The sequence below is a fragment of the Acidovorax sp. ST3 genome (genome assembly GCF_003231145.1).
Lineage (GTDB): Bacteria > Pseudomonadota > Gammaproteobacteria > Burkholderiales > Burkholderiaceae_C > Acidovorax.
In genome coordinates this window covers 356,401-370,987 of record NZ_QKVP01000006.1, presented here as the reverse complement: position 1 = coordinate 370,987, position 14,587 = coordinate 356,401, and the positions used below count along the sequence as shown (strand labels likewise).

Sequence of the window (14,587 nt, the reverse complement as noted above, 5' to 3'; positions counted from 1 at the left end):
TTGCGCCATGGACCCACGCACCCACCAGGACTTGTCGCTGCACCAGCGGCGCCGTTCGCCCACGCCGCAGGAGCTGGAAGGCATTCCCTGGCTCCCCCTGCTGCTGCCCGCCGAGCGGGAGCGCGCGGTGGCCTCGCTGCTGGTGGGGGATGCCAAACCGGGCGACTATGTGTGCCGCGTCGGGCGCCCGGTGACCTACTGGTTTGGTGTGGTGGAGGGCCTGCTCAAGATGAGCACCGACAACGCCCAGGGGCAGACCATGACCTATGCAGGCCTGCCGCCCGGCGGATGGTTTGGCGAGGGCACGACCATCAAACGCGAGCCCTACCGCTACAACATCCAGGCCCTGCGCAAGAGCGTGGTGGCGGGGCTGCCCATCGACAGCTTTCACTGGCTGCTGGACCACTCCATCGGCTTCAACCGCTTCGTTATGAACCAGCTGAACGAGCGCCTGGGCCAGTTCATCGCAGCCCGCGAAATCGACCGCCTGAACAATCCCGATGTGCGCGTGGCCCGTAGCCTCGCCTCGCTGTTCAACCCGGTGCTGTACCCGGGCGTGGGCGAGGTGCTGCGCATCACGCAACAAGAGCTGGCCTACCTGGTGGGGCTGTCACGCCAGCGGGTGAACGAGGCGCTGTCTGCGCTGGAGGCGCAAGGCGCGATCCGTGTGGAGTACGGCGGCCTGCGCGTGCTGGACCTGGCCGCGCTGCGGTCCAGCGTGACCGCCCCCTGAGGCGCTGTGCGCTTTCCCTCTGGGAGCGTACGCCCGTGGGAGAGTCCCGTCAGCTGCGCGGCAGTGCAGGAGCGCGTGACGGGGCCGAGGCCAGTGGGCGTGGGGCTGTGGTGCGTGTGGGCGCCGGCACCGCCGCCGGTGCTGCGGCGGGGCTGGCGGTACCCCAGCTGTCTTCGTCGCCGCCGTCGTTGCGCGAGAGGCGGAAGGTGCCCACCATCTGCGTCAGGCGCCCGGCCTGGTCCTTGAGGCTGTCGGCAGCGGCCGCGCCTTCTTCCACCAGTGCGGCGTTCTGCTGGGTCATTTCTTCCAGCGCACCCACCGACTGGCTCACATGGCCGATGCGCTGGCTTTGCTCCTGCGTGGCGGCCGTGATCTCACCCATGATGTCGGACACGCGGCGCACCGACTGCACCAGTTCTTCAATGGTCTTGCCGGCGTGGTTGACGAGTGTGCTGCCTTCCTGCACCTGGTCCACGCTGGTGCCGATCAGGGCCTTGATCTCGCGCGCCGCCTGGGCCGAGCGGCCCGCCAGGTTGCGCACCTCGCCCGCCACCACAGCAAAGCCCCGGCCCTGCTCGCCGGCACGGGCGGCTTCCACGGCGGCGTTCAGCGCCAGGATGTTGGTCTGGAACGCGATGCCGTCGATCACGCTGATGATGTCGGCGATCTTGCGCGAGCTGGCGCTGATGGTGTCCATGGTGCGCACCACCTGGCCCACCACTTCGCCGCCGCGTGTGGCCGCATCGGACGCGGTGGACGCGAGCTGGTTGGCCTGACGGGCCGAGTCGGCGCTCTGCGACACCGTGCCGGTCAGGTCCACCAGCGAACTGGCCGCGCTTTGCAGGTTGTGCGAGGTCTGCTCGGTGCGCTGGCTCAGGTCCAGGTTGCCCGAGGCCACCTCGGAGCTGGCCACCAGGATGGAGTCGGCGGTCTGCCCGATTTCGCCCACCAGGGTGCGCAGGCGCTCCTGCATGGCGGCAATGGCTTCGAGCAGTCGGCCGGTTTCGTCGTGGATACGCACTTCGACCTGCGAGGTGAGGTCGCCGCGCGCAATGCGCTCGGCCACCACCACCGCACGGCCAATGGGGGCGGTGATGCTGGCCGTGATGCGCCAGGCGATCAGAGCGCCCAGGCCAATGGCCAGCAACACCAGCAGCCCGCCCACCACGCGGGCGCTGCTCTGGGTTTGTTCTGCCGAGCTTGTGGCTTCAGCATTCAGGGTGTTTTGCAGCTCGATCAGCTCGCGCAGCTTGGCGCGCCAGGCGGTTTCTGCGGGGGCCACGCGGGTCATCAGCGCCAGCGTGGCGCTCACGGTGTCGCCGTCGTCAGCGGCCTTGATGGCGCTGTCGAGTTCGGGGCGGGTCTTGCCGCCCAGGGCCTGCACCTCGCCCAGCAGCTTGAGCTCTGCGGGGGTGGCCTTGGCGGGCGTGAGCAGCTCGGACAGAGCGGCTTCTTGCGCGGCGTATTCCTTGAGCGTCTTGCCCACGGCCACGATCTGCTCGCGCGCCTGCTTGGGGTCGATGTCGTTGAGCATGGCGGCGGAGCGGCTCTGGATGCCGATGGCGCTTACGCTCTCCAGCATGCCGTTGACCAGCTTGGCCTTGTTGGCGCCCACGCCGGTGATCTGGGTCATCTGATCGTGCACCTTGCCCACGGAAAGCTGCCCCACTGCTGCCACGGCCACCAGCAGCACCAGCATGCAGCCAAACCCCAGGCTCAACCGGCTGGAGATCGACAGGGATTTGAGGGTGGAAGCAGCCGACATGGGAGTCCTTGGGTATCGAAAAGGATCAAAGCGTGATCAAGCGGGGGCCCTGGTGCAAAAGCAATAACGGTGCCCACCGGCCCCGTGGCGCCCGATGGGTGGGGCCGAGGTCGGTGCAGTGTAGGCAATAACAACAAAATGTGTCATGAGTGTTGAGGATGCTCCCATGCCTGATCTGCATAGCCGTTTTGTTACACATTCGCCCGCGCACGACTTTGGTGCGCTCGCGTCAAAGTGCAACAGAAGATGGCAGTGAAATCATCAGGAAAACCGCCAGAGGCGCTAATGGAACATGCCATTGTTGCTATCAAAAACAAAGCAATGGCGAGGCTCGGGGTTTGCCCTTGCATGCGCCACACGTGCGAACGATCAGGTATAAACCTGTAACACTTGCGAGGCCTTTCATGCATCCGTTTTTTCCCTCCTCCACGCTGCGTGCGGCCGTTGCCGCAGCGGCCTTGGCCGTGCTGGCCGGCTGTGCAGCGCCCCGGCCCGACACCGGTTTGCGCGAAACCCTGGTGGCGGTGACGGCCTCGCAGGAACTCATCACCTTCCAGGCAGCGCAGCCTGACCGCATCCTGGAGCGGCGCCCGGTGACGGGCCTGGCGCCCGGCGAGCGGCTGGTGGGCATCGACTTCCGCGTGGCCAAGGGCGTGCTCTATGCGCTTTCGCAAGCGGGCCGTCTGTACACGCTCGACATCCCCACCGGTGCGCTGCGCCCTGTCGGGCCCGCGCCTGCTGCGCTGGCGCTTCAGGGCACGGTGTTCGGCTTTGACTTCAACCCTGCGGCCGATCGCATCCGGGTGGTGTCCAACACGGGCCAGAACCTGCGCCTGCACCCCGACACCGGGGCGGTGGTCGATGGCGATGCCACCGTCGAAGGTGTGCAGCCTGATCCCAGCCTGCGCTACGCCTGGGGCGATGTGAACGCGCGCCGCAGGCCCGACATTGCCGGTGCTGCCTATACCTACAACCCCAACGACAGCAAGATCACCACCAACTACGCGATCGACCGCGCGCTGGGCGTGCTGGTGATGCAGGGCTCGCGCGAGGGCACCCAGCCGGTGGTGTCGCCCAACGCCGGGCAGCTGCGCACCGTGGGCCCGCTGGGGCTCGGGCCGCTCACGGATGTGAGCTTTGACATTGCCGACGTGGGCAACACCGCCCTCATTGCCGTGCGCACAGCCGCCGACACCCAGACCCGCCTGCACCAGGTGGACCTGGCCACTGGCGCCACCCGCCCTCTGGGCGTGGTGGGCGATGGCGCGCCTCTGGTGGGATTGGCGATCGAGCCATGAAAACAGACTGCCTGCTGACGCGGCTGTCTGTCGCGGGGCGCCATGTCTTGCGCAGCGCCTTGCTGACTATGCTGGCCGCAAGCGCGCAGGCGGGCACAGTACAGGTAGACGTGTCCGACGCTGCGGGCAAGCCGCTGGCCGATGCGGTGGTGTTTCTGGACTCCGTCGAGGCGCGCAAGCAGGTCAAGCCGCTGACCGGCGTGGAGATGGCGCAGGAGAAGCGGCAGTTTGTGCCTGGACTGCTGGTGGTGCCCGTGGGTACCGAGGTACGGTTTCCCAACCACGACACCGTGCGGCACCACGTGTACTCGTTTTCGCCCGCCAAGAAGTTCGAGCTCAAGCTCTACAGCGGCACGCCGTCCAACCCTGTGCTGTTTGAAAAGTCTGGCGTGGTCACGCTGGGCTGCAACATCCACGACCAGATGGTGGGCTGGGTGCTGGTGGTGGACACACCGTACTACACCCGCACCCCTGCGGCCACGGGCAAGGCGCAGCTCGACAACGTGCCGCCCGGCACCTACACGCTGCGCACCTGGCACGCCCGCCTGCCGGTGGGCGCCCCGGCCCTGGAGCAGGCGCTGACCGTGCCGGCCACGGGCACGGCCACGGCGGCGGTGCGCATGACGGGGTTGCAACCTTGACGCGGCTGCGCCTGGCCCGGCGCAGCCTGATCCTGCGGTTGGTGGGGTTGTCGTTGCTGCTGCTGCTCATCGTGCAGGCGGCGGGGTTTGCCGTGGTGCGGGCCTCCATCGACCGCAATGCACGCGCCCAGATCGCGCGCGCCCTCGACCTGGACGAAAACATCTGGCGCCGCCTGCTGGACCAGAACGCCGAGCAACTGCGCCAGGGCTCGGCCCTGCTGGCGGCGGACTACGGGTTTCGTTCGGCGGTCAACTCGGGCGACGAAGAAACCATCCAGTCGGTGCTGGAAAACCACGGCAGCCGCATCGGCGCGGCCGTGACGGCGCTGCTGGGCACCGACCTCACGCTGCGTGCGGTCAGCCTCACGGGCAGCATGGACCAGTTTCCGGCCACGCTGCAGCAGGTGGTGCCGCGCCTCGCGCAGCAGCCCCAGGGCAGCCAGATCGCGGTGATGGAAGGCATTCCCTACCAGTTCGTGATGGTGCCCATGCGGGCGCCGGTGGTCATTGGTTGGGTGTTGATGGGCTTTCGCATCGACCAGTCGCGTGCCGACGAAATGCGCCAGCTCTTGTCGGTGCATGTGGCCCTGATGGTCAAGGCCCCCGGGGGCGCGATGACCCTGCCGGTCAGCACCCTGCCTGCGGACGCGCAGGCCTTGCTGCTGGCCAGTGGGGGAGCAGCGGGCGAGCTGCAGACGGCCGAGGGCACCTTGCTAACGCGCTCCAGCCCGCTCGACAGCGTGGGGGGCGAGGTGCACTCGCTGCTGCTGCGGTCGGTGGACGAGGTGGTAGCCCCCTACCGGCAGCTGCAGGTGTTGCTGGCTATCATCACCGTGGCGGGTGTGCTGCTGTTTGCCGTGGGTACGGGCCTGGTGGCGCAACGGCTCGCCACGCCGCTGCGCTCCTTGCTGGCGGCCACGCAGCGGCTGTCGCGTGGTGAATACGACGTACCTTTGGAGCACACCGACCGCACGGACGAGATCGGCAACCTGGCGCGCTCGTTCGACCACATGCGCGTGGACATTGGCGCCCAGCAGACCGAGATCCGCCGCCTGGCCTACTGGGACCGCCTGACGGGCCTGCCCAATCGGGAGCGTTTTCGCGACGCCGTGGTACAGGCCATTGCCGCCAGTGCCAGCACGCCGCAGCCCCTGGCCGTGCTCACGCTGGACCTGGACCGCTTCAAGCATGTGAACGATGTGCTGGGCTATGCCTTTGGCGACCGCCTGCTGCAGGCCGTGGCCGAGCGCCTGAGCCAGCAGGTGCGCTCGCCCGACGATATGGTGGCGCGCCTGGGCGGCAATGAGTTCGCCATCCTGCTGCAGCGCGCCGATGCGGCGGACGCGCACGACGTGGCCCAGCGCATCAACCAGTCGTTCGAGCTACCGCTGGCCTTTGAGGACCAGACGGTGGACCTGAGCGCAGGCATTGGCTTTGCCTGCTGGCCGGGCGATGCGGGCGACGCCGACACGCTGCTCAGCCGTTCTGAAATTGCCATGTACGCCGCCAAGCGCCAACTCAGCGGGGCCCTGCAGTACGACGCGGCGTTTGACTCGTCCAGCGCGCAGACCCTGTCGCTGCTGACCGAGCTGCGCCACGCCGTGGAGCACCATGAGCTGCGTCTGTACCTGCAGCCCAAGGTGCCCTTGCACGGGCAGCCGGGCTTGGCGGCCGAGGCGCTGGTGCGCTGGCAGCACCCGCAGCGCGGGCTGGTGCCGCCCATGCAGTTCATCCCGTTTGCCGAGCAGACCGGGTTTGTGCGCCACCTCACGCTGTGGATGTTTGAAGAAGTCGCGCGCCTGCTGGCCGACCCACGCACCCAGGGCCTGCCGCTCAGGGTGTCGGTCAACCTCTCCACGCGCGACCTGCTCGACCCCGAGCTGAGCCACCGGCTGGCCGACATCCTGGTGCGCCATGGGGTGGCGGCCAGTGCCTTCTGCCTGGAGATCACCGAAAGCGCGATCATGGACGACCCCCAGCGCGCCGAGGCCATGCTCAACCGCCTGTCGGAGCAGGGCTTCAAGCTGTCCATCGACGATTTCGGCACGGGGTATTCGTCGTTGGCCTACCTCAAGCGCCTGCCGGTCGATGAACTCAAGATCGACAAATCGTTTGTGATGGGCATGGAAACGGGTGAGGACGACGCGATGATCGTGCGCTCCACCATCGACCTCGCGCACAACCTGGGGCTCACGGTGGTGGCCGAAGGCGTGGAGACTGCCGCCATCCTGGATCGCCTGCGTGCGCTGGCCTGCGACGAGGCGCAGGGGTACCACATCGCGCGGCCCCTGCCGGTGGATGATTTCCTCGCCTGGCAGGCGCGCCAGGCGTAGCTGGCAGCAGGCCGCCGCCTCTCTGTTTGGGGGCTAAGCAGTCCACAGGCGAAAATACCCGCAATGTCTTCCTCCTCCTCTCGCCCGCCTGCGGGCCCTGCCGCCGCTCCCGCCTCCGACGTTGGCGGCCCATCGTCTTCTGCGCCAGCCGCCGGTCGGCCCGTGCTGCGCCGCCCGACCCTGACGGCCAAGCCCGCCCCTGCACGGCCTGCTTCTGCACGGCCCGCGCCGCCGCCCCGGGCCCCACGGCCGTCCCGCGCCCCTGCACCCTCCAACTACCGCGTGGCCTCGGGCGCTTTTGTGGCCCCGGTGCGCCAGGTGCCTGCGCCGGCGACGGGCACCGTGGGCGGCTTGCCCACCTCGCGCTTGAACAAGCGCATGGCCGAGTTGGGCCTGTGCTCGCGCCGCGAGGCCGACGACTGGGTGGAGCAGGGCTGGGTCAAGGTCAACGGCGTGGTGGCCACCATGGGCCAGCAGGTCACGGCGGCCGACCGCATCGAGGTGGACAAGATTGCCCAGGGCTTCCAGGAGCAGCGCGTCACCATCCTGCTGAACAAGCCCATCGGCTACGTGAGCGGCCAGGCCGAAGACGGCCACACGCCCGCCGTGGCGCTGATCAACCCCCGCACCCACTGGCGCGAGGACCCCAGCCGAAACCGCTTCTCGCCGCCGCAGCTGCGGGGCCTGGCGCCCTGTGGGCGGCTCGATATCGACTCCGTAGGCCTCCTGGTGCTGACGCAGGACGGCCGCGTGGCCCGGCAGATCATTGGCGAGGACTCCGTGATGGAAAAGGAGTACCTGGTGCGCGTGGTCTACCAGGCCCCGGGCCAGGCGGCGCCCCGCCATCCCGGGGAGCGCTCCGCGCCGCTTCAAGAAATCAACGAGCGTGACCCCGTCAGCACCAATGTGCAGGCGGTGTTTCCCAAAGAGCTGCTGGAGCGCCTGCGCCACGGCCTGAGCCTGGACGGCGAGCCGCTCAAGCCCGCCAAGGTGGATTGGCAGAACCCCGAGCAACTGCGTTTTGTGCTCACCGAGGGCAAAAAGCGCCAGATCCGCCGCATGTGCGAGCTGGTGGGGCTCAAGGTGGTGGGCCTCAAGCGCATCCGCATCGGCCGCGTGACCCTGGGCAACCTGCCCGTGGGCCAGTGGCGTTACCTGTCGCCCAACGAGCGGTTCTGAGAGCCCCGGGCTCCTTGCGAATATTTTCTGAACGGAGTCCCTCTCATGCCCCTTCCTTCCGCACCTCGGCCACGCAAGCCTGCTCCCTCTACCCCTGCGGGCGACGGTACTAAAGCGGCGACGGCCAGCCCGCTGCGCCAGTTGCGCGCCTCCGACCTGCGCGCTGTGGCGCGCCTGGCCACGCAGGCCACTACCGGCATCAGCCGGGTGGCCGAGGGGGTGCACCAGTCGGTGCTGGACACGCTGGGGCTGCCAGGTGGTGCCGAGCCGGGTCGCACGCGGGGACTGACGGGGCTGGTGTACCAGAGCATTCGCGGGGTGACGCAGCTGGTGGATGCGGGTCTCCAGGCGGGGCTGGCGCGGCTGGAGCCGTTTTTTGCCCCGGCCACGTCGGCCGGTGAGGTGCACTGGGAGCGCGAGGCGGTCATTGCCGCGCTCAATGGCGTGATGGGCGATCGCTTGCAGCGCGACGGCAACCCGCTGTGCACACCAATGGGCTGGTACCAGCAGGGGCGGCCGCTCAACCTGCAGGCGCTGGCCGCCCCCGGCGCCGCCACCGGCAAGCTGCTGGTGCTGGTGCATGGCCTGTGCATGAACGACCTGCAGTGGCTGCGCCACGGCCATGACCATGGCGCCCGTCTGGCCGAGGCCCTGGGCTACACCCCCGTGTACCTGCGCTACAACACGGGCCAGCACACCTCCACCAACGGGGCCGAATTGTCGGCCCTGCTCACATCCCTGGTGGCTTCGTGGCCCGTGCCGGTGACGGAGCTGTCCATCCTGGCACACAGCATGGGCGGGCTGGTGGCGCGCAGCGCCTGCCACCATGCAGCCCAGGCATCAGCGGGCATCAGCGGGTGGCTGCCCCTGCTGCGCCACCTGGTCTTTCTGGGCACGCCACACCACGGCGCCCCCCTGGAGCGCGCGGGGCACTGGGTGGACGTGCTGCTGGGCAGCAATGCCTATTCGCGCCCGTTTGCGCGCCTGGCCCAGCTGCGCAGCGCGGGCATCACCGACCTGCGCTACGGCCATGTGCTGGAGTCCGACTGGCTGGGACGGGACCGCTTTCGCAAAAGCCCCGATCAGCGCACTCCCGTGCCGCTGCCTGCCGGAGTGGCATGCCACGCGGTGGCGGCCACCCTGGCGGCGCGGCGCAGCCCGGTGGGCGAGCGCTTGGTGGGGGACGGGTTGGTGCCCTTGCACAGTGCGCTGGGCATCCACGATGATCCTGCCAGGACGCTGGGGTTTGCCAAGGCCCGGCAGGCGGTGTTTTACCGCCTGGGCCACCTGGATCTGCTGGCAGACGCGGGCGTGGCCCGGCAACTGCAGGACTGGATGCAGAACCATTGACCAAGAGTCTGTTCAAAGAGTACCCCGACGGCCAGCTTTTTGACGCAAGCGGTGCTTGCCAGGGGCCCGGGCGCGGCTACCATGTCGCGGTGCGCCACATAACAAGGAGAATTGAGTGAGTGATGCGAAATACCGCCTGGTGACCCGCAGTGACTTTGACGGCCTGGTCTGCGCGGTGCTGCTCAATGAGCTGAATCTGATCGACGAGATCACTTTCGTCCACCCCAAGGACATGCAGGACGGCAAGGTGCCCATCACCAGCCGTGACATCACCACCAACCTGCCCTATGTGCCGGGTGCGCACCTGGTGTTCGACCACCACGAGTCCGAAACCATCCGCAACTCGGGCCGCCGCGACGAGAACCACATCATCGAGGCCCATGCCCCCTCGGCCGCGCGGGTGGTTTACAACTACTACGGCGGCAAGGCGGCCTTCCCCCGCATCACCGACGAGATGATGGCCGCCGTGGACCAGGCCGACTCGGCCCAGTACTCGCGCGAGGACATCCTCAACCCCCAGGGCTGGGTGCTGCTGAACTACCTCATGGACTCTCGCACGGGTCTGGGGCGTTTTCGGGAGTTCCGCATCAGCAATTACGCGTTGATGATGGACCTGATCCAGTACTGCCGCGACCACACCATCGACGAGATCCTGGCCCTGCCCGATGTGCAAGAGCGCGTGCAGCTCTACCGCGAGCACGCCCCCAAGGCCCAGGCCCAGCTGCAAAGCTGCGCCATCCGCATTGCCAACCTGGTAGTGCTGGACCTGCGCGACGAGGAAACGATCTGGGCCACCAACCGGTTCATGATCTACGCGCTGTTCCCCCAGTGCAACATCTCCATCCATGTGATGTGGGGGCTGCAAAAGCAGAACACGGTGTTTGCCACCGGCAAGTCCATCCTGGACCGCAGCAGCAAGACCCATGTGGGCAACCTGATGCTGGAGTTTGGCGGCGGCGGCCATGCGGCCGCGGGCACCTGCCAGGTCGCCAACGACAAGGCCGACGCCATGCTCAAGACGCTGATCGAGCGCATCACCACCGACGGTTGAAGCCGTCGCTCCCGGCGGGGTGGCGGTCCGCCGCCCACGCGGGGCCCTTGAAAACCGGGCGCATGCCCCTACATCACGCCTGCTGGTTCGGCAGGCGTGATTTTTTGTGCCGATTCCATTCGCATTCGTTCAGACCGATTTCCATAGAGAGAGAACCCCTCCATGAGCAAGCAAACCCTGTCCTTCCAGGCGGAAGTAGCCCAGCTGCTGCACCTGGTCACCCATTCGCTGTACTCCAACCAGGAAATCTTCCTGCGTGAGCTGATCTCCAACGCGTCGGACGCCTGCGACAAGCTGCGTTTTGAAGGCCTGAACAACGCCGCGCTGTTTGAAGACGCCCCCAACCTCGAAGTGCGCGTGACCTTCGACAAGGCCGCCAAGACGCTGACCATCACCGACAACGGCATCGGCATGAGCCAGCAAGAGGCCATCGACCACCTGGGCACCATCGCCAAGAGCGGCACCAAGGACTTCATGGGCAAGCTCAGCGGCGACCAGAAAGCGGACGCCCAACTCATCGGCCAGTTCGGCGTGGGCTTCTACTCGGGATTCATCGTGGCCGACAAGATCACCGTGGAATCGCGCCGCGCCGGCCTCAAGCCCGAAGAAGGCGTGCGCTGGATCAGCGGCGGCACGGGCGACTTCGAGGTCGAAACCATCACCCGCGCCCAGCGCGGCACCAGCATCATCCTGCATCTGCGCGACGACGCCGAGGAATACCTCAACGCCTGGAAGCTCAAGCAGGTCATCGCCAAATACTCCGACCACATCAGCCTGCCCATCCTGATGGAAAAGGAAGAGTGGAAAGATGGCGAGCTGATCAACCCCAACGATGAAAACGGTGGCCGCCAGCCCGGTGGCATGGTCAAGACGGGAGAGTGGGAAACCATCAACAAGGCCAGCGCCCTGTGGACGCGCCCCAAGAAGGACATCACCGACGAGCAGTACGCCGAGTTCTACAAGACCATCAGCCACGACCACGACGCGCCGCTGACCTGGGCGCACAACCGCGTGGAAGGCAACACCGAGTACACGCAGCTGTTGTACATCCCCGCCAAGGCCCCGTTTGACCTGTGGAACCGCGACAAGAAAGCGGGCGTGAAGCTGTACGTGAAGCGCGTCTTCATCATGGACGACGCCGAGGCGCTGATGCCCACCTACCTGCGCTTCGTCAAGGGCGTGATCGACTCGGCCGATCTGCCGCTGAACGTGAGCCGCGAGCTGCTGCAGGAAAGCCGCGACGTGCGCTCCATCCGCGAAGGCTCGACCAAGCGCGTGCTGAGCATGCTGGAAGACCTGGCCAAACACGACAAGCACGAAGCCGCAGCGGCTGAGGGCGCCGACGGCGTGACCGACGTGGTGAGCGAGGAAGACAAGGCCAAGGAAGGCAAGTACACCGCGTTCTACGCCGAGTTTGGCGCCGTGCTGAAGGAAGGCCTGGGCGAGGACTTTGCCAACCGCGAGCGCCTGGCCAAGCTGCTGCGCTTTGCCTCCACGCAGAGTGATGCCGTGACAGTCTCCTTTGCCGACTACAAGGCCCGCATGAAGGAGGGCCAGGAGGCGATTTACTACATCACCGCCGAGACGCTCGCCGCCGCCAAGAACAGCCCGCAGCTCGAAGTCTTCAAGAAGAAGGGCATCGAAGTGCTGCTGATGACCGACCGAGTGGACGAGTGGGCGCTGAACTACCTGCACGAGTTTGATGGCACCCCGCTGCAAAGCGTGGCCAAGGGTGCGGTGGACCTGGGCAAGCTGCAGGACGAGGCCGAGAAGAAGGCCGCCGAAGAGGCTGCCGAAGCCTTCAAGCCCGTGCTGGCCAAGCTCAAGGAAGCCCTCAAGGACAAGGCCGAAGACGTGCGCGTGACCACCCGCCTGGTCGACTCCCCCGCGTGCCTGGTGGTGCAGGACGACGGCATGAGCACGCAGCTGGCCCGCCTGCTCAAGCAGGCCGGCCAGCAGGCCCCCGCCACCAAGCCCGTGCTGGAGGTGAACGCCGAACACGCGCTGGTCAAGAAGCTGGACGGCAGCGTGCACTTTCACGACCTGGCGCACATCCTGTTCGACCAGGCCCTGCTGGCCGAAGGCGGCCTGCCGGAAGACCCGGCAGCCTACGTCAAGCGGGTGAATGCCTTGCTGGCCTGAGTTGGGTGCTTTTTGAGTAAAAACGACCGCAAGCGCTAGTGCCATAAGCGCTGGCTGCTATCAAAATAAGAAACCCCGGTGGTGCCTGGCGCCATCGGGGTTTCTTTATGGGGAGTGGAGGCTGGCGTGTGCTGTTATCCGGTTTTCCCGTCCTGCAGGGGTGTTCGGAGGTCCGGGACGACCCCTTACGCCTCCGGCTCTGCCTGCTCCAGGATGCGTGCGTGGACCTGGTTGCGCTCAGCCGGGTCGGCATCGATCAGGGCCTTGAGCGCGCCTTCGGGCAGTTGCATGCCCTTGCGCCGGTCGTCCTTGACCGGCATGTTTCGCCAGCCCGACAGCACCAGCCAGTCCCACAGCTCAGCGGGCAGCGGGTGCGTGACCAGCATCTTGACCGGCCCCCGCAGGATGAGTACCCCCACCGGAGGCAGCGAGCCCACCGGGGCGGGCCGGCGGGGCTGGCGGATGGACAGGGCGTTGCGAATCCAGTCTTTCATGGGGGCAGTGCAAAGGGTGGATGGCGGCAGGATAGCCCAGCGCCGCCCGCAATGCGATTGGATGGTTGCCCGTCGTGGGTGGATGTGGGGCGGGTCAGTCAGTGAGCGCGAGGGATTTTGGGTGGCGACAACGACTGCCCTTGCATTTTGCGTGCGTTCGCCACCACCACCGCAGATTTGCAGTGTGGGCAACCGCTGGTCCTTGGTCTGCAGCTCAGCGTGCGCCACGTCCCGGCAAGTAGTCAAAGATTGATGGTCCTGTCTCTTTTTCCACTTGCGCACAGCTGCTTCAGCGGCGCTGATGCAGGTGTATTGGACTGTGCTGGTGACTGGCCGGGCTCCAGGGGCACCAACCAGAGTGCACCGCATCGGCGGGGCGTGAAGTGCGTTCAGGTAGGGTAAGGCTTGAGACGGCTCTGCGGCAGGCCGCCACCGGCGAGGCCTGATGCATTGGGGTGCCGCCCCGTGCACTACAACGTCGGTAACAACGCCAGTACATGCGCGCGGGCGCGGTCAGCCTCCCCACATCAGCGACCGAACCAAATCTATGACCTCGGCCTGGCGGTGCAAGCCTGTCTTGCGCAGCAGGTTCTTGGCATGGGTGCGGGCCGTGTGCCAGGTACAGCCTTGCAGATCAGCGAAATCTCTGACGGACTGACCTTGTGCCAATGCCAGAGCCAGTCGCGCCTCTGCCTCTGTCAGGCCCAGCGCTATGGCCAGCTGTTCTGTGTGCGTTACCAGGCTACTCGGCGCCGTCCACACCAGCAACGCATGTGGCTCATTGCCATGCGCTGTGGCCAGCACGTGGGTGGTTGCCAGTGGCAGGACGTGCAGTCTGGTATGAGGAGGCGTGCCGCCCGTGGGTAGTTGCAAAACGCCTGCCTGCTGGGGGCCGGTCAGGCCGCAGGCCTTTGCCACATGGTGCAATAGCGCACTTTGAGCGGATGGGTCACTGCAGGCCAGTCGGCCGCCTTGAATGCCCAGGCTGACCAGCTTGTCCAGCGAAGAGCGTGCACTGCCATTCGCGTACCGTACGCGGCACGCGCCATCTACCAGCACCATGGCCTGTGGCATGGCCTCCAGCGCCGCAGTGCCCAAGCTGGCCTGCAACGCCAGCGCACCGGCACGGTGCCGCAGTCTATTGGCTCGACCTATGTGAGGTACCAGCTGTTCCAGCAGGGCCCGTTCATCGGCACTGAACGGAGCCATGTCCACGGGCCGTATGAGGCCCAGAAAGTCGCGCGAATGCACGCCGTCCCTCAGCGACAGGCTGGCGGTGTGGCGCATGCCCAAACTGGCCAGAAATTCCGTGTAGATGGGGGAATGCGTGATGGTCTGCTTGGGTATGTGCTCGTGATCCCGCCACAAACCACCCTCGGGCGTACTCTGGATGAGCGGCAGGCGAACATCCACCGCCGCGTAGTGCTGTTCGTAGGCTTGTACCTCCACAGGTGTGGCCTGGGGCGCGTCTTGAGAAACGGCAATCGTCCGTACCGTTGTGCCTTCAATCTCCACTTGATGAAAGCAGGTCGACTGCATCAGCTCGCGGAGGTCTTGAAGGGCCTGAGTCCATTGCCCAGGGTCCAGAATGCCCTCATAGA

At 66.7% G+C, this 14,587-nt stretch carries 11 protein-coding genes; 8 read left to right on the top strand and 3 right to left on the bottom strand.

Annotated features, from left to right (window positions below; all coding sequences use genetic code 11):
• Positions 1-7: 7 nt before the first annotated feature.
• Positions 8-733: a Crp/Fnr family transcriptional regulator gene (locus DNK89_RS20435; protein ID WP_015012356.1), complete on the top strand. Its 726-nt coding sequence runs from the start codon at positions 8-10 to the stop codon at positions 731-733.
• A 49-nt stretch (positions 734-782) separates the two neighbouring features.
• Here the strand turns inward: DNK89_RS20435 and DNK89_RS20430 are convergent, their stop codons facing one another.
• The gene (locus DNK89_RS20430) at positions 783-2,498 is read right to left on the bottom strand and encodes a methyl-accepting chemotaxis protein (RefSeq protein ID WP_110961601.1); all 1,716 of its coding nucleotides are present in this window, start codon (positions 2,496-2,498) and stop codon (positions 783-785) included.
• A 404-nt stretch (positions 2,499-2,902) separates the two neighbouring features.
• Between DNK89_RS20430 and DNK89_RS20425 the strand changes: the two genes are divergently transcribed.
• From DNK89_RS20425 to htpG, 7 genes are all read left to right on the top strand, one after another.
• Positions 2,903-3,796 carry a DUF4394 domain-containing protein gene (locus DNK89_RS20425; RefSeq protein WP_110961600.1) on the top strand — a complete coding sequence of 298 codons (894 nt, stop codon included), beginning with the start codon at positions 2,903-2,905 and terminating at the stop codon, positions 3,794-3,796.
• Complete coding sequence (locus DNK89_RS20420; RefSeq protein ID WP_110961599.1) at positions 3,793-4,437, top strand: methylamine utilization protein; 645 nt, start codon at positions 3,793-3,795, stop codon at positions 4,435-4,437. Before DNK89_RS20425 ends, DNK89_RS20420 begins: the two co-directional genes overlap by 4 nt.
• Positions 4,434-6,770 carry a bifunctional diguanylate cyclase/phosphodiesterase gene (locus DNK89_RS20415; RefSeq protein WP_110961598.1) on the top strand — a complete coding sequence of 779 codons (2,337 nt, stop codon included), beginning with the start codon at positions 4,434-4,436 and terminating at the stop codon, positions 6,768-6,770. The genes DNK89_RS20420 and DNK89_RS20415 overlap by 4 nt, the downstream gene beginning before the upstream one ends.
• Positions 6,771-7,052: 282 nt before the next feature.
• Positions 7,053-7,949, top strand: coding sequence for a pseudouridine synthase (locus DNK89_RS20410; RefSeq protein WP_015012361.1), 897 nt, complete (start codon positions 7,053-7,055; stop codon positions 7,947-7,949).
• Positions 7,950-7,994: 45 nt separating this feature from the next.
• Positions 7,995-9,299 carry a triacylglycerol lipase gene (locus tag DNK89_RS20405; protein ID WP_238990879.1) on the top strand — a complete coding sequence of 435 codons (1,305 nt, stop codon included), beginning with the start codon at positions 7,995-7,997 and terminating at the stop codon, positions 9,297-9,299.
• Between the two features lie 115 nt (positions 9,300-9,414).
• Positions 9,415-10,350 carry an exopolyphosphatase gene (locus DNK89_RS20400; protein ID WP_015012363.1) on the top strand — a complete coding sequence of 312 codons (936 nt, stop codon included), beginning with the start codon at positions 9,415-9,417 and terminating at the stop codon, positions 10,348-10,350.
• 162 nt (positions 10,351-10,512) lie between these two features.
• Complete coding sequence (gene htpG, locus DNK89_RS20395; protein ID WP_110961597.1) at positions 10,513-12,492, top strand: molecular chaperone HtpG; 1,980 nt, start codon at positions 10,513-10,515, stop codon at positions 12,490-12,492.
• Positions 12,493-12,677: 185 nt separating this feature from the next.
• On the opposite strand, the gene DNK89_RS20390 is transcribed toward htpG, so the two are convergent.
• Positions 12,678-12,986, bottom strand: a complete 309-nt coding sequence (locus DNK89_RS20390) for a hypothetical protein (protein WP_110961596.1) — start codon at positions 12,984-12,986, stop codon at positions 12,678-12,680.
• Between the two features lie 513 nt (positions 12,987-13,499).
• On the bottom strand, positions 13,500-14,525 hold the full coding sequence (locus DNK89_RS20385; RefSeq protein ID WP_161958964.1) for a LuxR family transcriptional regulator: 1,026 nt from the start codon (positions 14,523-14,525) through the stop codon (positions 13,500-13,502).
• Positions 14,526-14,587 lie beyond the last annotated feature (62 nt).

What these genes read in the sequence shown, in the direction of transcription:
- DNK89_RS20420 (WP_110961599.1), top strand. Translation starts at nt 3,793, where the DNA reads ATGAAAACAGACTGCCTGCTGACGCGGCTGTCTGTCGCGGGGCGCCAT.
- DNK89_RS20425 (WP_110961600.1), top strand. Translation starts at nt 2,903, where the DNA reads ATGCATCCGTTTTTTCCCTCCTCCACGCTGCGTGCGGCCGTTGCCGCA.
- DNK89_RS20405 (WP_238990879.1), top strand. Translation starts at nt 7,995, where the DNA reads ATGCCCCTTCCTTCCGCACCTCGGCCACGCAAGCCTGCTCCCTCTACC.
- DNK89_RS20430 (WP_110961601.1), bottom strand. Translation starts at nt 2,498, where the DNA reads ATGTCGGCTGCTTCCACCCTCAAATCCCTGTCGATCTCCAGCCGGTTG.
- DNK89_RS20390 (WP_110961596.1), bottom strand. Translation starts at nt 12,986, where the DNA reads ATGAAAGACTGGATTCGCAACGCCCTGTCCATCCGCCAGCCCCGCCGG.
- DNK89_RS20385 (WP_161958964.1), bottom strand. Translation starts at nt 14,525, where the DNA reads ATGCAGTCGACCTGCTTTCATCAAGTGGAGATTGAAGGCACAACGGTA.
- htpG (WP_110961597.1), top strand. Translation starts at nt 10,513, where the DNA reads ATGAGCAAGCAAACCCTGTCCTTCCAGGCGGAAGTAGCCCAGCTGCTG.
- DNK89_RS20435 (WP_015012356.1), top strand. Translation starts at nt 8, where the DNA reads ATGGACCCACGCACCCACCAGGACTTGTCGCTGCACCAGCGGCGCCGT.